This is a genomic window from Kosakonia sp. 1610, from assembly GCF_050435845.1.
Taxonomy (GTDB): domain Bacteria; phylum Pseudomonadota; class Gammaproteobacteria; order Enterobacterales; family Enterobacteriaceae; genus Kosakonia; species Kosakonia cowanii.
This window is the reverse complement of record NZ_JBNDKZ010000001.1, coordinates 206423-225943: the sequence shown is the minus strand read 5'-3', so window position 1 is coordinate 225943 and position 19521 is coordinate 206423. Positions and strand designations below refer to the sequence as shown.

General features: G+C 57.3%; 17 protein-coding genes. 4 read left to right on the top strand and 13 right to left on the bottom strand.

From position 1 onward, the window contains the following. Window positions 1-102: 102 nt before the first annotated feature. Both ABIC80_RS01035 and ABIC80_RS01030 read left to right on the top strand, forming a co-directional pair. Window positions 103-1356, top strand: coding sequence for a mechanosensitive ion channel family protein (locus ABIC80_RS01035; RefSeq protein ID WP_429175035.1), 1254 nt, complete (start codon window positions 103-105; stop codon window positions 1354-1356). A gap of 270 nt (window positions 1357-1626) precedes the next feature. After that, a complete protein-coding gene (locus ABIC80_RS01030) occupies window positions 1627-2565 on the top strand; it encodes an omptin family outer membrane protease (protein WP_429175033.1) in 939 nt (312 codons plus the stop codon). Window positions 2566-2618: 53 nt separating this feature from the next. Here ABIC80_RS01030 and ABIC80_RS01025 read toward each other — a convergent pair whose 3' ends face one another. Beyond that, window positions 2619-3848, bottom strand: coding sequence for an alpha/beta fold hydrolase (locus tag ABIC80_RS01025; RefSeq protein ID WP_429175030.1), 1230 nt, complete (start codon window positions 3846-3848; stop codon window positions 2619-2621). Between the two features lie 115 nt (window positions 3849-3963). On the opposite strand from ABIC80_RS01025, the gene ABIC80_RS01020 reads away from it, so the two are divergent. After that, entirely contained in the window at window positions 3964-4839 is an 876-nt protein-coding gene (locus ABIC80_RS01020) for a LysR family transcriptional regulator (RefSeq protein ID WP_429175027.1), read from the top strand. 6 nt (window positions 4840-4845) lie between these two features. Here ABIC80_RS01020 and ABIC80_RS01015 read toward each other — a convergent pair whose 3' ends face one another. The 11 genes from ABIC80_RS01015 to hutI all read right to left on the bottom strand — a co-directional run bounded on the left by ABIC80_RS01015 (window position 4846) and on the right by hutI (window position 17500). Continuing rightward, the gene (locus tag ABIC80_RS01015; RefSeq protein WP_242387936.1) at window positions 4846-5478 is read right to left on the bottom strand and encodes a nucleotidyltransferase family protein; all 633 of its coding nucleotides are present in this window, start codon (window positions 5476-5478) and stop codon (window positions 4846-4848) included. A gap of 13 nt (window positions 5479-5491) precedes the next feature. Next, complete coding sequence (locus ABIC80_RS01010) at window positions 5492-5956, bottom strand: (2Fe-2S)-binding protein (RefSeq protein WP_042716525.1); 465 nt, start codon at window positions 5954-5956, stop codon at window positions 5492-5494. An 11-nt stretch (window positions 5957-5967) separates the two neighbouring features. Further along, on the bottom strand, window positions 5968-9183 hold the full coding sequence (locus tag ABIC80_RS01005; protein WP_429175025.1) for a molybdopterin cofactor-binding domain-containing protein: 3216 nt from the start codon (window positions 9181-9183) through the stop codon (window positions 5968-5970). A gap of 191 nt (window positions 9184-9374) precedes the next feature. Further along, window positions 9375-10007, bottom strand: a complete 633-nt coding sequence (locus tag ABIC80_RS01000; protein WP_429175024.1) for a DNA-binding protein — start codon at window positions 10005-10007, stop codon at window positions 9375-9377. 95 nt (window positions 10008-10102) lie between these two features. Further along, window positions 10103-10459, bottom strand: coding sequence for a putative T6SS immunity periplasmic lipoprotein (locus ABIC80_RS00995; RefSeq protein ID WP_429175022.1), 357 nt, complete (start codon window positions 10457-10459; stop codon window positions 10103-10105). Between the two features lie 3 nt (window positions 10460-10462). Continuing rightward, on the bottom strand, window positions 10463-11008 hold the full coding sequence (locus ABIC80_RS00990; RefSeq protein ID WP_225975656.1) for a type IV secretion protein Rhs: 546 nt from the start codon (window positions 11006-11008) through the stop codon (window positions 10463-10465). Between the two features lie 177 nt (window positions 11009-11185). Further along, window positions 11186-12721 (bottom strand): histidine ammonia-lyase, encoded by a 1536-nt coding sequence (hutH, locus tag ABIC80_RS00985; RefSeq protein ID WP_429175020.1) that lies wholly within the window; start codon window positions 12719-12721, stop codon window positions 11186-11188. Continuing rightward, the gene (hutU, locus tag ABIC80_RS00980; RefSeq protein ID WP_367165224.1) at window positions 12718-14403 is read right to left on the bottom strand and encodes a urocanate hydratase; all 1686 of its coding nucleotides are present in this window, start codon (window positions 14401-14403) and stop codon (window positions 12718-12720) included. Before hutU ends, hutH begins: the two co-directional genes overlap by 4 nt. Before the next feature lie 139 nt (window positions 14404-14542). Beyond that, on the bottom strand, window positions 14543-15280 hold the full coding sequence (locus ABIC80_RS00975) for a histidine utilization repressor (protein WP_429175018.1): 738 nt from the start codon (window positions 15278-15280) through the stop codon (window positions 14543-14545). A 40-nt stretch (window positions 15281-15320) separates the two neighbouring features. Beyond that, window positions 15321-16277, bottom strand: coding sequence for a formimidoylglutamase (gene hutG / locus ABIC80_RS00970; protein WP_429175015.1), 957 nt, complete (start codon window positions 16275-16277; stop codon window positions 15321-15323). Continuing rightward, window positions 16274-17500, bottom strand: coding sequence for an imidazolonepropionase (gene hutI, locus ABIC80_RS00965; RefSeq protein ID WP_242387929.1), 1227 nt, complete (start codon window positions 17498-17500; stop codon window positions 16274-16276). Before hutI ends, hutG begins: the two co-directional genes overlap by 4 nt. A gap of 462 nt (window positions 17501-17962) precedes the next feature. Between hutI and ypdK the strand changes: the two genes are divergently transcribed. Then, window positions 17963-18034, top strand: a complete 72-nt coding sequence (gene ypdK, locus ABIC80_RS00960) for a membrane protein YpdK (protein WP_099458783.1) — start codon at window positions 17963-17965, stop codon at window positions 18032-18034. A gap of 61 nt (window positions 18035-18095) precedes the next feature. On the opposite strand, the gene alaC is transcribed toward ypdK, so the two are convergent. Next, window positions 18096-19337 (bottom strand): alanine transaminase, encoded by a 1242-nt coding sequence (alaC, locus tag ABIC80_RS00955; RefSeq protein ID WP_042716508.1) that lies wholly within the window; start codon window positions 19335-19337, stop codon window positions 18096-18098. Window positions 19338-19521: the final 184 nt, after the last annotated feature.

Here is a 19521-nt window from a genome sequence, read left to right as displayed (position 1 = left end):
TATATCCCCTTGTTATGCCATGATGCTAATTGGTTAAATTTTTGTATATATGCCCGCCAGCCAGGGCTTATACAGATGGCATACTCGTTCAGGCGATAAGTAATGGCGTATTTGAATTCTTTATTGACGTTTATCGAAGGCAGGCCGGCGTTGGCCATTGTTTTAAATATTATTCTGCTGATCGTCTCTGGCATGTTCGCGCACCTGATGTGCAAATTCCTGCTGATTAAGGTGGTGCGTAAAGTCTTCTTTGCCAGCCATAAAAAAGATGTGCCGCTGGAAAAAGATCGCCGTATCGCCGAAAAATTATCCAACTTCGTACCGGTTCTTACGGTCTATTACCTGCTGCAGTTTATGGAAAATATGCCAGCCTCGCTGGTAACGGCAATAAATACCATGTGCGGTATTTTGTTCTTTATTTTCCTGTCAGTATTTTTCAACGAGATGCTGGATATCGTTAATAGCTCCTATCTGCGCAAGACCAAGCGTAAAAATCACTCGATTAAGGGCTATATCCAGATAGGTAAAATCTTAATTCACGTTATTGCCGCGATCATGATCCTCGCGGTGATGTCGAACAAATCGCCAGCGATTATTATCTCCAGCCTCGGTGCCGTGGCGGCAGTGCTAATGTTAGTGTTTCAACACACGCTGCTTTCGCTGGTCGCCAATGTGCAGGTCTCCTCAAATGATGTCCTGCAACTCGGAGACTGGATTGAGATGCCGGATAAAAACCTCAGCGGTGAAGTGACCGATATCGCGCTGCACACCATTACTATCCGGAACTGGGATAACACCATCTCCCGTATTCCGACGAAAAACTTCCTTACCGAAACCTATACCAACTGGCAGGCGATGTTCTCCTCCGGCGCGCGCCGCATTATGCGCAGCACCAATATCGATCAGCACTCGGTGACCTTTCTCTCACAGGAGATGCTGGCTCCCATGCTGGCGATACGCGGCGTGAGTGAACCGCTGTCAAAACTGCTTGATGGCCGCGATCCGATGGGCGTGGCGGACAGCTGGTTTATTGATAATGGCCTGACGAATTTGACGCTTTTCCGCCACTACTTAATGGCTTATCTCGCCGAGCGGCAGGATATTGTCAAAGAGATGTACATTGTCGTCAGGACACTAAAGCCGTCACCGGCCGGTATTCCGCTGGAAATTTACTGCTTCACCTCGTCGACCCTGTGGGCAGATTATGAGAATACGCAATCGGCGATATTTGAATATATCACTGCGGTAGCAGGACAATTCTCCCTGCGCTTATATCAATATCCCGCCGGCCACGATTTCTGGCGTTTATCGCAGCAGCACACGATAGAGAAAAGCGCGCCGCCAGGGGAAGGGTAACAGGCTTAACGGCTTACAGTAGTGCGGGTCGGATCCCCCTCCCGCGTCTTACCTCAGATAAACATCGCCACGTTACGACGGGAAAATATATTTTCCCGAAGCACTACGCATACCGGTAATTGATAAGCCAAAAAAAAGAAGAACAAAAAAAGATATATCTCAGACTTAGGATCTTTATCAAAAAATAAAAAAAGAAAAACCCCACTTCATTGCAGAAGTTTATACCCGTAGCAAGAATCATTATTACCGTTGTGATATGAGCAAAGAAAAATGAAAAAAACTCGTATTGTAGTGATGATGATAAGCGCTATTTCCGGCACCGCGTACGCAGACTCAGAGCAGTTAATCCCCGATTTTTCTCCTGAAAGCTTTTCCGCCTCCGCCTCTGCCGGGATGCTGAGCGGTAAATCGAATGAACTAGTCTATGACGAAATAACAGGGAGAAAAATCAGCCAGCTTAACTGGAAGATAAAGAATGTCGCCATTGTGAAAGGCGATCTCTCCTGGAACCCCTACTCCTTTTTAACCCTTAACGCCCGCGGCTGGACGTCACTCGCCTCCGGGGCAGGCCATATGGATGATTACGACTGGCTGAGTGAAAGCCAGTCAGGCTGGACCCATCACTCCACCCATCCTGATTCGGATGTCAATTACGCCAATGAGTTCGATCTCAACCTGAAAGGCTGGATTTTCCAGGACGCGAATTATAAAGCGGGCGTGGTGGCAGGCTATCAGGAGACGCGCTTCAGCTGGACGGCGCTCGGCGGCGCTTACGATTATAATAATGGAGCCTCAGTGGGTAACTTCCCGGCAGGCGAACGCGGGATTGGTTACAGCCAGCGCTTCACCATGCCCTATGTTGGGCTGGCGGGCCAGTACCGCATTGATAACTTCGAATTCAATGCGCTGCTTAAATTCAGTGACTGGGTGCGCGCGCATGATAACGATGAGCACTATATGCGCGACCTCACCTTCCGTGAGAAGACCAGCAACTCGCGCTATTACGGCGCGTCACTTGATGCCGGCTACTACGTCACGCCACACGCGAAAGTGTTTGCTGAGTTCACTTACAGCAAATATAAAGAGGGCAAAGGCGGGACGCAGGTTATTGACACCACCAACGGCGGATCGGAATTCATCGGTGGCGATGCTGCGGGTATTGCCAACAAAAACTACACCATCACCGCCGGTCTGCAATATCGCTTCTAAACCCGCGATATGACACCGCATAAAAAGCCCCTGATGGGGCTTTTTTATCTCCGCTATTTAGCTGCAATAAACCCGGCAATCGCCGCCGTCACCGCATCGGCGGCTTCCGTTGGTGGATGGTGCCCAGTTTTTGCCAGCGTGAGCAGTTGAGCATTGGGCAGAAGCGCGGCGATCTCCTTGCTTAACTCAACCGGGGTTGCCCTGTCCTCTTCCCCGACAATCACCAGCGTCGGCGCAGCGATCGTCGGCAACAGGTGGGTGATATCGCCCCGGTCAAACACGGCGGCATCCAGCGCCAGCGCTAACCCTTCGCGGTTGTGGGCATGCATCATGGCGCGCTCTTCGGCGGCCTCATGGGGTTGATTTTGCAGCCATTCCACGCTGTTTACATAGGCCTGAAGGGTGGTAAAAAGCGCTTCGCGCGCCGCATCGGAACCACTGAGCAGTGTTTCGCGCTGCCTGCGCCACATCTCCAGCCGTTCAGGCAACTCCGCACGCGCGCTGGTGCCAATCAGCACAAGGCCTGCCAGCAGCTGCGGATAATTCGCTGCCAGCCGCAGCGCCACCATCGCGCCCTGGCTCTGCCCAACGATGGTGACCTTGCCGAGCGCCAGTTCCTCAATCATCAGCGCCAGATCGCGGCTCAGATCATCAAGTGTCCAGCCGGTGGGATCGTACCCGCTCAGGCCGTGTCCCGGCATATCAACAACGATGCAGCGATACGACTGGCTCAGGGCCTGAACCTGTGCGGCGAAAATGTGATGGCTGGCGAAAAGCCCGTGGGCGAAAAGCAGCACTGGCCCTTCGCCGATATCGCGGTAACGGTAGAGCGTGCCATTGATGCGCACCTGCTGCAGCGACCACTCATCATCCGCGTCAAAAGCTCTTGCCAGCAGCGCCGAATCTTCAAAGATTTGATAACGGCGAATCTTGCCGTTGGTGACCGTAAAGTGAATGATCATATCGCTGCCGACGGAGTGTTGCGTGCTCACCACCGTATGGCGAAAACGCCCCAGTACCAGCACGCTGTCGTGCTGCGCGATAATCTCATTAATGACAAACTCCCGTGGCCTGAAATTCTGCGGGAAGGCCAGTAACCAGCGTCGAACCTGCTCAGGCCCCTGCAACAATCCAACTGTCGAGACGCCTGGTTCGCCGTCGATATGCCACACCACATCGTCGGCCAGCAGGCTGACAATCTCATCGACTCTGCCCGCAGCAAAAGCTGCAAGGTAGGTTTCCACGATCACTCTGGCGGGGTTCTGATTCGCTGTGACTTCCATCTGCTCACTCCTGTTTTTCGAATAGTAATGCCGTAACAGAAGTCTATTTTTTCCATATTTTGAAAACTACGGATAAAATCGGCGAATCATTTTGCACAAACAGAAAACAGAGACGATGGACTGGAACGATTTACGCTTCTTTTTGGCCGTTGCGCGCACCAACAGCCTGACCAAAACGGCGGCCACGCTCAAAGTGAGCCAGTCGACGGTATCGCGCAGAGTTAGCGCGCTGGAGAGCAGCCTGCGGACCAGCCTGTTTCTGCATCATCAGACCGGCTACTTTCTTACCGATGCCGGGCAGGCGCTGCTGAGCTACGCCGAAGAGGTGGAGAGCCGAATCGGCGCGCTGGAGCACGCCTTTGCCGGAGGCGATGGCGAAGCGGCGGGAACCGTGCGCCTGGCGACAGCAGAGACGCTGGCCAATCACCTGATTATCCCGGCCTTGCCGCAGTTTCAGGCCGATTACCCGGCGATCCGCCTCGAGCTGATTACCGGGGTCAACACCGTCTCGGTGGTACGAAACGATGCCGATATCGCGCTGCGCCTGGTGCGCCCGGAGCAAAACACGTTGAAGATCCGCAAAGCCGGGGTGATGGCCTCGGCGGTCTACGCAGCAGAGCGCTATCTGCACGCTCACCCCGCGCCAGAAGATGCCCCCTTGAGCGGGCGGCGCTTTATTACCTGGGACAGTTCGTTCAGCCATCTTCCCGCCGCCCGTTGGTTTGATGAACAGGTTGAGGATAAAACCTCTGCGCTTGCCACCACCAGCCTGGTGACCCAGCTCTCTGCCGTCAACGCCGGGCTTGGGCTGGCAGTGCTGCCCTGCTTTATCGCCGCGCAGCAGCCGGGATTAGTCGAAGTGATCCCACCCGGCCAGGTGCTGAGCGAAGATCTCTGGCTGGTAACCCATGCCGATCTTATCGCCTCGGCACGCATCAAAGCGGTGGCGGAATTTTTAATGACCATCCTCGCCCGGGCAAACATGGCCTGACGAACATTACCCGCCGCCACGCGGGTTTATGCGCCGCCGCGGCAGCGTATCAAGCAAACGGTTAAGCTCGGTTCGCTGGCGATACTGCGCTGGCGTGTCGATATCGCAATGGATCCCCGGCTCATCGACGGCAACCGTACAGGTGCCGATCTGGCGAACAATCGTCTTTAAGCTGCTGTTGGCGGGCGCGTTGCTGATAAGCGCAAGCGCCTGCGCCGGGAGCAGCACCGGATGGCCCTGGCCCTGGTCATAACCTGGCACCAGGCAGTGATCATGATCCGCATGCTGCCATAACGCGCTGTAAACCGCGGGCGACACTTCTGGCATATCGCCCAGCGCCAGAAAAAAACGCCTTGAGGTGACCGCCGCCGCGCCACACTTTACTGAAGAGAACATCCCCGAGGCGTAATCAGGGTTGTGGACAAGCGTAATGGCGGGCTGACCGTGATAGTAGCGCGCCAGCTCATCGCCACGATGCCCGGTAACCAGGATCACCCGGTCGCAGAGCGAGAAGGCGCTGCGAAGCGCACTGTCGAGCAGCGTGCCCGCCCCCCAGGGCAGCATCATTTTCCAGTCACCCATCCGGCTGGATAACCCGGCCGCCAGCATTACGCACTCAATCAACGCCTTTTCACTCATCGCTTGCCCCTCTTCACGCCTCGCCCTTCAGCACCGCTTTGATGGAGGTGATGATCGGCTGATAGCCGGTACAGCGGCACAAATTCCCCTCCAGCGCCTCTTTCAGCGCGTCGTCATCCGGCGTGGGGTTCACCGCTAAAAGTGCTTTAGTGCTCATCAACACGCCCGGCGTGCAGAAGCCGCACTGGACGCCGCCGTGGCGCACAAAGGCATTTTGCAGCCGTTTGCCCACCGGGTCGTGATGCAGGGCTTCGATAGTGGTCACCTCCGCACCGTGACACTGGGCGGCGAGCAGCAGGCATGAGCAGACCGCCTTGCCATCAAGCATTACGGTACAGGCACCGCACTCACCCACGGAACACCCCTCTTTGGTGCCGGTCAGGCGTAAATCGTCGCGCAGCAGATCGATAAGCCGCAGGTTATCGTCCACCTCGCGGCGAATACGGATGCCATTCACTTTCAGTTCGATTGGGTGCATCTTCGCGCTCCTTAGTTGCTCTGCTCGGTTATTACGTCCTGCATCATCAGGCGGAACATATCGACAAATACCGGGATTTTGTACGGTGCAGACCAGCGCCCGCCGATGGCTTCATCCACCATCCCTTTCAGCACCTGCGCCGCTTTATCAATCGAGGCTGCGTTCAGCGGCTGGCCGACTAAGGCCTCTTCTACCGGGCTTAGGCGCTGCGGTTTACGCATCAGCGCGCCGTCGACCAGCCGACAGATGCGGATGGTGCCTCGGCTATCGACATGAAATTGTCCGCTCAGGCTTTGCCTGGTGATGTTGAGCGCATTGCGCCGCCCCAGTTGCAGGTAGCACTCCACCAGCGGCTGGGTCATTGGCACCGGCAGAATAAAGCGCGTGACAAGTTCATCGGCAGCGATACCGGTGCGATAGCCATCGGTGACAAACTCACTCACCGGCAAGCGGCGCGTACCGCGCAGGCTGCGCAGCTCCACCTGCGCGTCATAGATAATCAGCGGCGGCAGGGAGTCGGCGCAGGGCGCGGCATTGACCACATTGCCGCCGAGCGTGGCGCGGTTGCGAAGCTGTAACGAGCCGATGGTTTTGCAGGCAGTGATAAGCAAGGGATAGCGCTGCTGCACCAGCGGATGTTTAATCAAATCGCTGAAGCAGACCCCGGCACCAATCGACAGCCCGCCGTCGAGATCGAAGATCTCTTTCAGTTCAGCCAGCCCGGCAATATTGACCAGCGGCACCGCATCACAGCGCAGGCGCGCCTGCACCAGCACATCTGTGCCGCCGGCAATCGGCTGCGCTGCGTTTTCTGCCATCAGGGTTAACGCTTCTTTTAAGGTGTGCGCCACTTTCAGCGACACCGTATTGAGCCGGTGAACCTCTTTTTTAGGGCCGCAATCGAACAGCCGCTCGCTCTGGCGCGCCGGTTTTTTCAGGTTATAACCGAGCCTGACCTGCTCAAGGGTCAGCGGTAGCGTGCGGTTAAAGCGGCCGATGGCGAAACTGACCGCGTTATTGAGCGCCGCGGCACCAAGTTCAAGCACCGGCTCGCCGATCACTTTCCCTCCCATTGGGCCTGCTTTATCGGCATTTTCGATGGCGTTGATGATAATTGGCGGCATATCTTTGATGGTCGGTAACAGATAGGTGTCGAAATTCTCCGACTTCACCACCCCCTGCTCGGTGTTGAAATCCTCCAGCATGCCGTAGCCAATCATCCCTTGCAGCACGCCGCCGTAAACCTGGCCATTAAAGCCGACCGGGTTGATCACCTTGCCGACATCGTGGGTCGCAACCACGCTGTTAACCGCCACTTTGCCGGTGCGCAGATCGACCGCCACATCGGCAATCTGGCAGCCGTAGACCCAGGTGAAATAGGGACTGCCGCTCCCCTTCTCCTCATCCCAGTGAATCGGCGGTGCCACATGCCAGCCGTAGGCGGATAAGTTCGCGCCAGTGGCGCGGGTCATATCGACCACCTGCTGAAAGGTGAGACGGCGTTGCGGCTGATGACGGTTGAATACGTGCCCGTCGCGCCATACCAGATCCGCTATCTCACTGGCGTGCAGGGTTGCCAGGATGGCGGCGGCCATCCGATTTTTAATGGTGTTGGCGGCGCTGAGGATCGCCTGCCCGCCCATCAACGTGCCGCGCGAGGCGACGGTAGAGCCGCCATCGGCAATCATCGCCGTCGCCGGTTCGCTAAAGGTGACGTGCGCAAGCGGAATGCCGAAAGCTTCCGCCGCCAGCAACGACATGGTGGTCTGCAATCCCTGCCCGTTCTCCGAGACTGAAGTGGAGATGTTAATACTGCCGTCGGTATTAACCTGCATCAGCGCGGATGACGCATCCAGCCCCTCCGCACCGAGCGAGCAGCCGCGGTGGCTCAGCGCCAGGCCGATACCGTAACGCACCGGGCCACCCTCGGCATTCAGCTGCTGATAGTGCGCCCGCCGCGCCTCGAACTCGGCTTTCAGCACCGAGGTTTCCAGCACCTCCTGCGCCGAGACGGTGTGATCGCACATCCGCTGACCAGCCATGCTGGTATCGCCCTGGCGCAGAATATTGCGCAGCCGCAGCTCCACCGGCGAAAGCCCCATTATCTCTGCTACTTCATCCATCAGGGATTCATTGGCGAAGATGATTTGCGGCGCGCCGTAACCGCGATAAGCCGAGGTGTAGTTATTGTTGGTGTAGACGCCGGTGATATCGACGCGCACGTTGGGAATGTTATAGGGGCCCGCCGCCTGCACCGAGCTGCGCCAGGTGACAAACATCGTCTGCCCGGCGTAGCTGCCGCCATCGGCGATGATATTGATCTGCATCGCCTGAATGCGGGCATCATCATCAAGGCCAATGCGGTAATGCAATTTATAGGGGTGGCGTTTGTAGCTCTCGCGCATCGACTGCTCGCGGTTATAGGTCATCTTGACCGGACGCCCCGTCAGCTGTACCAGTAGCGCCGCGCGGCAGGCGAGATTATCAATAATGTCATCTTTGCCGCCAAACGAGCCGCCGAGCACCGAGCGTTTTACATTCACCTTGCTTTGCGGCAGATCGAGGTATTTAGCGACAATGCCGCGAATACGGTGGGCATTCTGAATCGATCCGGCGATGGTCATAATCTGCTGGTCATCATCCAGCCACGCGGTGATCGACTCCGGCTCGATATAGGCGTGCTCCTGGAACCCCACCTCATAGTCACGCTCAATGATCTTCGTCGAGGCGGCAAACCCGGCCTCAATATCCCCTTTTACCGTGTGATGGCGGTTGATCACATTACTCTCAAGCGCGCTATGGATCAGCCGCGCGCCCGGTTTCAGGGCCTCTTCCGGGGAGGTGATCGGCTCGCAGGGCGAGTAGGTAAGCTTAATTTTGTCTACCGCCAGGCAGGCGGCCTGATAGCTCTCGGCGGCCACAACGGCAATCACGTCGCCGCGATAGGCCACCTCATTGTCGATAATCGGCGGGTAATCGGGAATGATCACTCCCAGCTTGCGCTGGCCGGGGATATCCTTCCAGGTGGCGATACGCACCACGCCAGGCACCTTTTCCGCTTCACTGATATCGACTGAATCAACGCGTCCCGCAGCGATATCAACATAGCGACAGACGCCGTAAAGCATGTTTTTCAGCCGGATATCGTCGCCATAAATCGCTGTTCCCCTGACTTTGGCCAGCCCGTCTACGCGGGCTACTTCACTGCCAACCAGCACCGTCTCCATTGTTATGCGCTCTCCACTAGCAAAAGGATGATTGCTATAAGCAATGGCTATGCCACTTTCGATTTGGGTAAAAAACAGACGAAACAGGGCGAAAAGCGGCAATAACGGATAAAAAGCAGGCAGATGCGCGCCCGGCCCTTATCAAGCCGGGAAAAGGAGTATCACTTTGATAAATTCATCGCCGACGGCGGCTATTTATCGACGAGGCGGTAAACGGGCATCAGCCTCGTGGTGCCGGTGAGATCGTCGAACACTTCGGTTTCAGCGGTGGCGATCGCCATCCCGCTTTTGCGCAGCCGCAGCACATCTGCCGCTATGCGCTGTAGCCCAAACCAGAACAGCCCATCCAGCGCGGTGACCTGCAAACCAGACACCAGCGCCTGTTTCAGCCGCTCGCGCGGGGCTTTTATCTCTTTGGCGATCTGCTGGTAGGGCGTGGCCGTCGCACCGCTCGGATCGGTGCGCCGGATACGCGTCGCAAGACGGTACTGGAAGGTATCGGGAATGTCGTTTAAATCAGTTTTCAGACTGTAGACGCAGCCAAAACGCTTGCCATTAAACACGACATTTTTCTGCGCCAGGCTGAATTCGTCGCGCAGCGCGGCAATCAGCTGCGGCGCGCGGGTCAGGAGTAAACGGAAGGGAAGCTCAAAGCTGGTGACATAATCAACATTGAGCAGCGCGATGCGCAGCCGCTCTTCGGCTCCGGCGTTGAGCTGGCGGCACTCATCCAGCACATCACGCCACTGCTGCGCCAGACGCGGCGTACCGGCGACGTCGGCAAAGCTGTATTTCTCAATCTGATAATCAATTTTCCCGCTCACCCGGCCTTCCCTTCTGTATGAAGTCACTCTCCGTGGCTCAATTTACCAACTCCGTGACCTAACCGGAAGCGGCTATCGCCGCGCCGTGATAGCCGTCATGGCGCGAAGATGAATGAAGCCTGGATAAGCTGTTTATGGGGCTGGCTGTCATTGCTCAGGCCATAAAATAGCGTATAGGTTTTATTCTTAGCGAAAGGATAATTCCAGGTCGGCAAACATTCGCCGCTGCGCGGCAGCACCGGCTTGTCATTAAATACCTCATACCATGTCTCCCCGGTTTCACTGCCAATTTGCAGGGAGGTGATGCGATCGCCCGGCTTTACCGCATAGGTAATACAAAGATGATTCTCCTTTGTCGTTACCTCAGCCGGTATTTTCTTAACCATACGATCGCCAGGACCAGGGCAACCAGTGAGAAGAAACAGAGGGATTAACCACAGCGTTTTATTCATCATTTATTCCCGCCCGGTAACAATTTTGCGATATAAGCGCGGAATTTCACTTATAGGATCCTTCCCGCTGTATTTACCCTGACTATCCGAAGAAAGAAAAGATATCCATTTATTTAACCCGTACACCAGAAGAAGCCAATAATCAGCGATAATAGATGCTTGCTGTTCCAGAGGGTAATCCGTCAATTTTTCCCTATCGAGCTGATAATAGTAATTCGCAAATTTGCTCACCAGCCCCCGCACTCTTACCCATTGTCCATGCTGGTGTTGCCACACATGCCCCAGCTCATGAATAAAAATATGTTTGTCTTCCACCGAAACATCTGCACGTGAGAAGTCTGCGTGATAGTCCTCTTTACGAAACCAGAGTTCGCCATTTGGTGCCATCGCTGTGCCTGGTGTCTGCAATCCAAAAGGGAAATAACTGTCGCAATGAACCCATACACGGCTATAAACGATGCTGTCGCCAAAGATCCGGCGCGCCATTGCAATTTCACCCAACGTCATCAGCCGTAACGTGCCCTCTTTGTATCCCGCATTCCTCTGCATCCGTCTGTTCTCCTTTAACAATACTGACCAGGCACATTAAAGGGTGATGGCTTTTCACTCTAGCGGTGAATATTAAAAAAAATCCTATTTATCAGAAAACCAGCCTCCACTCACGCTTCAAATTAGCTCTCTTAAGCAATGCAATAAAAAGCCCGGCGTAGGTGCCGGGCCTGGTTTTCAATTTGCAGGTGAAAGTATTTTCGGCAGCAGTCGCCGCAGATGGCCTGCGCTGAGCAGCGTCATGGCGGCCTCGATATCGGGGGCGAAGAAGCGGTCCTGCGCATAGTGCGTGACCTGCTCGCGCAGCAGGCTACGGGCCTGCTCCAGCAGCGGGCTGGTGGTTAAACCTTCGCGCAGATCCAGCCCCTGGCAGGCGGCGAGCCACTCGACGGCAATCACGCCGCGGGTATTGGCTGCCATCTCCCACAGGCGGCGACCGGCGGCGGGTGCCATCGAGACGTGATCCTCCTGATTGGCGGAGGTCGGCAGGCTGTCGACGCTGTGCGGGTGCGCCAGCGCTTTGTTTTCACTTGCCAGCGCCGCCGCCGTCACCTGGGCAATCATAAACCCGGAGTTGACGCCGCCGTTTTTCACCAGGAAGGGCGGCAGTTGCGACATATGGCTGTCCATCAGCAGCGCAATGCGCCGCTCTGCCAGCGCGCCAATTTCGGCAATCGCCAGCGCGAGATTATCGGCCGCCATCGCTACCGGCTCGGCATGGAAGTTGCCGCCGGAGATAACGTCATTTTGTGCAGCGAAGACCAGCGGATTATCGGAAACGGCATTTGCTTCGGTTAACAGCACTTCAGCGGCAAAGCGCAGTTGCGTTAAACAGGCGCCCATCACCTGCGGCTGGCAGCGTAATGAGTAGGGATCCTGCACCTTGTTGCAGTTGTGATGGGACTGCGCAATCGCGCTGTCATCGGTAAGTAGATGGCGGTAGAGCGCAGCGGTGTCGATCTGCCCGCGCTGCCCGCGCACGTCGTGAATACGCGCATCGAAAGGCCGACGGGAGCCGAGCGCCGCTTCGGTGGTCAGCGCCCCGCATACTACCGCCGAAGCGAAGAGATCTTCGGCTTCAAACAGCCCGCGCAGCGCAAAAGCGGTCGACGTTTGCGTGCCGTTCAGCAGGGCAAGCCCCTCTTTTGCCGCCAGCTTCAGCGGCACCAGACCGGCGCGGTTCAGCGCCTCGCTGGAGGGCAGCCATTCCCCCTGAAACCGCGCTTTACCTTCGCCGAGCAGCGTCAGGGAGAGATGCGCCAGCGGCGCGAGATCGCCGGAGGCACCCACGGAGCCTTTCGTCGGGATCCACGGATAAACACCAGCGTTGAGCATATCTATAAGCAGTTGGATCACCCGCAAACGGATGCCAGAGAAGCCGCGCGCGAGGCTGTTGATTTTCAGCAGCATTATCAGGCGCACCATCGCCTCATCCAGCGGCTCGCCAACGCCCGCGGCATGGGAGAGCACCAGCGAGCGTTGCAGGTTTTCCAGGTCTTCGGTGGCGATACGCGTCTGCGCCAGCAGGCCGAAGCCGGTGTTGATACCGTAGGCCGTGCGCCCCTCAGCCATAATGGCGTTTACGCAGGCGACGCTCTGCGCAATATCAGCAAAAGCGCTTTCATCCAGGGTGACGTGCAGCGGCTGACACCAGGCGTCGCGCAGCTGCGCCAGCGTCAACTGGCCGGGAATAAGGTGTAGCGTGATGTTCATGAACGTTTCCCTTGGGTGGCGGCCACCATCGGTAAGTTAAGCCCCTGTTCAACCGCGCACTCAATGGCGCTCTCATACCCGGCATCGGCGTGACGCATTACGCCGGTGGCCGGATCGTTATGCAGTACGCGGGCAATTCGCGCCGCGGCTTCATCGCTGCCGTCGCAGACAATCACCATCCCCGCATGCTGTGAAAAGCCCATGCCGACGCCGCCTCCGTGGTGCAGCGAGACCCAGGTGGCGCCGCTGGCGGTGTTAAGCAGCGCGTTGAGCAAAGGCCAGTCAGAGACGGCATCGGAGCCGTCGCGCATCGCTTCGGTTTCGCGGTTCGGGCTGGCAACCGAGCCGGAGTCGAGGTGGTCACGGCCAATCACAATCGGCGCTGAAACTTCGCCGCTGCGCACCATTTCGTTAAACGCCAGCCCCAGTTTTTGTCGCCACTCTAACCCCACCCAGCAGATGCGCGCCGGTAAGCCCTGGAAGCTGATGCGCTCGCGCGCCATATCGAGCCAGCGGTGCAGGTGCGGATCGTCAATCATCGCTTTCACTTTGGCATCGGTTTTGTAGATATCTTCTGCATCGCCGGAGAGCGCCACCCAGCGGAACGGGCCAATGCCGCGGCAGAAGAGTGGGCGAATATACGCCGGGACAAAACCGGGGAAATCAAAGGCGTTGGTGACGCCCATCTCTTTCGCCATCTGGCGAATGTTATTGCCGTAATCAAAAGTCGGCACGCCCATCTGCTGAAACGCCAGCATCGCGTTGACGTGTTCCGCCATGCTCGCTTTTGCTGCCTGCACGGTCTGCTGCGGATCGGATTCGGCTTTGCGTTGATACTCTTCCCATGACCAGCCCTTTGGCAGGTAGCCATGCAGCGGATCGTGGGCGCTGGTTTGATCGGTGACCATGTCCGGGCGCACGCCGCGCTGCGCCAGCTGGGGCAACACGTCGGCGGCGTTGGCGCAGAGCGCCACGGAAACCGCCCTGCCCTCGGCGATGTAGCGTTTGATTCTCGCCAGCGCGTCGTCGAGGGAGCTGGCCTGCTCGTCGATATAGCGGGTGCGCAGGCGGAAATCGATGCGGCTCTGCTGGCACTCAATCACCAGCGAGCAGGCACCAGCCAGCGTCGCTGCCAGCGGCTGTGCGCCACCCATGCCGCCCAGCCCGGCGGTTAACACCCAGCGCCCGGTTAAATCACCGCCGTAGTGCTGACGCCCGGCTTCAACAAAGGTTTCATAGGTGCCCTGGATGATCCCCTGGCTGCCGATATAGATCCAGCTCCCGGCGGTCATCTGGCCATACATCGCCAGCCCTTTCGCATCCAGCTCGTTAAAGTGCTCCCACGTGGCCCAGTGCGGCACAAGGTTAGAGTTGGCAATCAGTACGCGCGGTGCATTTTCATGGGTTTTAAACACGCCGACCGGCTTGCCGGACTGCACCAGCAGCGTTTCATCTTTCTCCAGATTCGTCAGCGCCTGAACGATGGCGTCGTAGCACTCCCAGTTGCGCGCCGCGCGCCCGATACCGCCATACACCACCAGCGCCTGCGGGTTTTCCGCCACCTCCGGGTCGAGGTTGTTCATTAACATGCGCAGCGGCGCTTCGGTCAGCCAGCTTTTGGCCGTCAGCGCCGTGCCTCGCGGGGCGCGGATCGCCTGCGGGCGAGAGGGGGTATGCGACATCGTTGTTCTCCTGAAATCACGCGATGAGTGTGTAAACACATATACTTGTCTATACAATTGCGCGCAAGGCAGGATTTAACACTTAAGATACATTTTTCTGATAGTGCGCTAACAATCACGCTTTTGCTGCTGACAGCACTCAGGAGCCGAAATGGCCCTGTAAACGGTAGCGGGAGCCGGGGTAAAGCAGGCTGGCGTGGGAGACAATCTGCGATGTCGACCAGGTACGGCGGCGGATCAACAGGCAGGGATCGTGCTCCTGGATCTGCAACAAGCGGCACTCTTCAGCCGAGGCGTGCACGGCTTCCACAATGTGCTCCCCTTCAGTGAGCGGCGCAATCAGCGACAGATAAGCATGAGCGGTGGTCTGCGTGTAATCCTGTTGCAGATACTCCGGCACCACGTCGGCATTGACCCAGCGCTCCTCAATCTGCACCGGGACGCCATTCTCAAAATGCACCATGCGCGAGTGAAAAATGCGTGTCCCTTCCACCACGTTTAATGCTGCGGCCTGGGTTGCGTCGGCGGCGCGCGCCTCCAGCAGCAGCACTTCGCAGCGGTGCTGATGGTGGCGATCGGCAATCTCATCGGCAATGCTGCGCACCTTGAACAGCGCCGATTGCCCTTTCGGCTCGGCAACAAAGGTGCCGACGCCCTGCAAGCGTACCAGTAACCCCTCATCGGTCAGGGCGCGCACCGCGCGGTTAATGGTCATGCGGCTAAAACCAAACTGCGCCACCAGCTCCGCTTCAGAGGGGATGCGATCGTGCGGGCGCCAGATACCGGCGGCGATCTTCTCGCTGATGGCCTGCTTAACCTTCTCGTAAAAGGGCACGGGCGCGGTGGCCGGGGCCACCCGGGGGCGGGGGGAATACATAGCGCGGCAATTCCTTATTGTTATTTGTCAGGCGAGTATATCACTGCCACCAGTGCAGGATTTGCCAGGCCAGCCGGGCAGCGGCTTTCGCGCCCTGCCCTGCGTGATCAAACGTCGGATTAAACTCCACTAAATCCACCGCCTGCACTTTGCCGCTGCGACACAGCGGTTCGATAATGCGCAGCAGCAGATGCATCGGCACACCCAGCGCCGCTGGCGCGGAGACGGCGGGCATCTCCCAGGCGGGCAGCACGTCGAGATCGATGGTCAGATAGATCCTGTCGTACTGCTCAATGATGCGTTTAATTTCGGGTAGCGCTTCGGTTTCAAAGGCGTTTAACAGCGCTAGATCCTCAACTACCGTCACGTTGCGGCGCGTTGCCTCATCCCACAGCGCCTGGGTATTGGCCGCCAGGCTTGCACCGAAACAGGTGTAGTGAAAGCCGCGCTGCTGAGTGTCGCACTGCTGGGCCAGCTGGCGAAACGGCGTGCCGGAGCTAGCGCGCGCCGCGTGGCGTAAATCGAGGTGCGCATCGAGATTGATAATCGCAACCTGCTCATGGGGGAAAGCATCAAGGATTGCCGAGCCGTGACCAAATGCCGTTTCATGCCCGCCGCCCAACACCAGCGTGCGCATCTGCGCCTGCTGGCAGGCGAGCACCGCATCATGCAGCGCCTGCTGCGCCTGCTCCAGCGCCTCCGGGCTGGCGACAATATTACCTAAATCAACAAGCTGATGATGCCCGGCGTGGCTGGCCATATTTGCCAGTGCTGTACGCAGGGCAAATGGCCCCTTCGCGGCCCCCGCGCGCCCCTGATTGCGCTTCACCCCCTCATCACAGGCAAAGCCGAGCAGCGCCGTCTTGCCGCCGTGCTGCTCGGGCGCAAACGTCGCCGCCTGAGTGACGGTCTGAAACAGGCGCAGGGCATTTGCCGCTTCGCCGCTGTCATCCCTGCCCTGCCAGCACGCAGGCGCTACCGGCTTCCATAGATTCATGCAGTGACCTCGCCACGGAAAATACGTTGATAAAGCGGATTACGTCCCGGCTCGTAGATCATCTCCACCGGATGATTAGCGTCCCAGACGACAAAATCGGCGACAAACCCGGCGGCCAGCTGACCATGGGTTTGCTTACGACCAAGCGCCTGCGCAGCATGGCGCGTGACGCCCGCCCAGGCCTCTTCCGGCGTCAGGCCAAACTTCACGCAGGCCATATTCATTGCCAGATGCAGGCTGGCAAACGGGCTGGTGCCAGGGTTGAAATCCGTCGCTACCGCCATCGGCACCCCCTGCTGGCGCAGCAGGGCAACCGGCGGTTTTTGCGTTTCATTAAGAAAATAGAAGGCTCCAGGCAGCAGAACAGCAACGGTCCCGCTGGCGCGCATCGCCATCACGCCCGATTCGCTCAAATACTCAATATGATCGGCGGATAAGCCCTTAAAGCGGCTGACCAGCTCCGCGCCGCCCAACGAGGAGAGTTGCTCAACATGGCCTTTCACCGGAATACCGAGCGCCTGCGCGGCGCGAAACACCTGCTCGGTTTGCGACGGAGTAAAGCCGACGTTTTCACAAAACGCATCTACCGCTTCAAACAGCCCTTTGTCCGCCAGGGTGGGCAAAATGGTGTTGCAGACCAGATCAATGTAGGCCTGCGGGTCCGTTTTATACTCCGGCGGCGCGGCGTGCGCGGCGAGCAGCGTGCGGCTCACTTCTACCGCGTTGTTTTGCGCCAGCGTACCGGCGACGCGCAGCATCTTCTCTTCGCTGGCGACATCCAGCCCGTAGCCCGATTTGATCTCAATCGTGGTGACGCCTTCGCGCATCAGCCGCACAAGCCGTGACTGCGCAAGATTAAGCAGTTCGTCTTCGTGACACTCTCGCGTCGCCCGCACAGTTGAGCTGATCCCGCCGCCTTCGGCGCTAATCTGTTGATACGAAACACCGTTTAACCGCTGCTCCCACTCCTGGGCGCGGTTTCCGGCAAAAACAAGATGAGTATGACAGTCGATTAAACCGGGCGTCACCAGACGGCCCTGCAGATCGCTGCTCTGCGGCGCGTGCGCGGGCAGTTCACTCTCCGGCACGATTGCCCGGATCTGCCCGTTGCGCACCACGATGGCATGGCGCTCAAGCAGGCCATAGGGTTCTGCTCGCGTGGGATCCATGGTCGCAAGCGTTGCGTTACGCCACAGACGATCGTCAGAGGTCAACTCAATCATATGGTTCTCTTGTCATGTGTTGTATAGACATTTATTTGCATAATGATTCGCTTGTCAACTCTGCGGCGCGTTTGCTGCGGGCAGTGCCGCCAATAACATGGCTGGAAGCAGCAAACTGTGACGCACCACATAAAATTCGCCTTATATTTCAACCGCAAATGAAGCGTTTCAGCAGGGCAAAAAAATCGTCGCCCAAGGGCAATTTATTTAGCAGTGAAAGTATTGTGTCGCCAAAGCCCGACACTCTGTAAGTTGCTAAAATTAAATAGAAAAAAGGCTCTTGTAAGGGCAAAAAATTAAGCGTACATTAGCCCCCGTTTGGTGATGAAATCACCCGAAATTCTGAGATGGCGCTGTGGCCGAAAGGGAGAAAATTCTCATTTTCGTTTTGGCATAGTTTCACCTCTCTATACTCAGTCCTGACAGATCATTAATGCATACTTTGTGTGCGGAGCGATGAACGTGAAATATTTCTTTATGGGCATATCGGTGATGGTTATCGTGTGGGCCGGCACATTCGCCCTGATGATCTAGCCTGAGCCATAGCGCAGAAAAAAATAAGGAGCCATGCGGCTCCTTTTTTTATGGCTGATTGTTATGGCTGGGTCTCTTCCGCTGCCCCTTTTGGCGTCACGGGAAGCAGGCCGTCGGCGCGGAACATCGCTTTGATGCCGCGCACCGCCTGGCGGATACGATCGCGGTTCTCAATCAGCGCAAAGCGCACATGGGTATCGCCATAATCACCAAAGCCGACGCCGGGCGAGACGCACACTTTCGCCTCTTTCAGCAGCTTTTTCGCAAACTCCAGCGAGCCCATCGCCGCATACTGCTCCGGGATTTTCGCCCAGACGTACATCGATGCTTTCGGCATCTCCACCATCCAGCCCGCTTCATGCAGCCCTTTGACCAGCACATCGCGGCGGCGCTTATACTGCGCGGCGATATCGCGCACGCACTGCTGATCCCCTTCCAGCGCGGCAATTGCCGCAACCTGTAGCGGCGTGAAGGTGCCGTAATCGTGGTAGCTTTTGATACGCGCCAGCGCGTTGACCAGCGTCGGGTTACCGACCATAAAGCCAATGCGCCAGCCCGCCATATTGTAACTTTTCGACAGGGTGAAGAACTCAACGGCGACATCCCGCGCGCCGGGTACCTGCATAATAGACGGCGCTTTCCAGCCATCAAACACGATATCGGCGTAGGCCAGATCGTGCACCACCAGCACATCGTAACGCTTCGCCAGCGCCACCACTTTTTCGAAGAACTCCAGCTCAACGCACTGCGCGGTCGGGTTCGACGGGAAGCCTAAAATCATCATTTTCGGCTTCGGATAACTTTCGCGGATCGCCCGCTCCAGCTCGTTAAAGAAGTCGACCCCTTCCACCAGCGGCACCGATCGCACCTGCGCACCGGCGATCACCGCGCCGTAGATATGGATCGGATAGCTCGGGTTGGGCACCAGCACGGTATCACCGTGATCCAGCGTTGCCAGCATCAGGTGCGCCAGCCCCTCTTTCGAACCAATGGTGACAATCGCCTCCGTTTCCGGGTCGATATCCACCTGGTAGCGATCCTGATACCAACGTGAAATTGCCCGGCGCAGACGCGGAATACCGCGTGAGGTGGAGTACCCGTGCGTATCGGGGCGCTGCGCCACGGTGCAGAGTTTTTCCACGATATGCGGCGGAGTGGCACCATCCGGGTTGCCCATACTGAAATCGATAATGTCCTCGCCGCGGCGTCGCGCAGCCATTTTCAGTTCAGCAGTGATATTAAACACATAGGGGGGAAGACGATCGATACGCGTGAAGCGGCGTTCAGGACTGGAGTCAGCCATAGGTTCCTCGAAGTTACGTTAGCGCCCGGACCGTCCGAGCGACGTCGCTGCATGTGCAGCCTGTTCAGAACATAGCCTGATTAAATTCCCGCTGTCGAGAGGGAAACGAAAAAATAGTGCGGGAGCGAAAAAGAGGAAACGTAATTTGAGAAACTGAAAAGTGATTGCCGCTTAAAAGCATGAG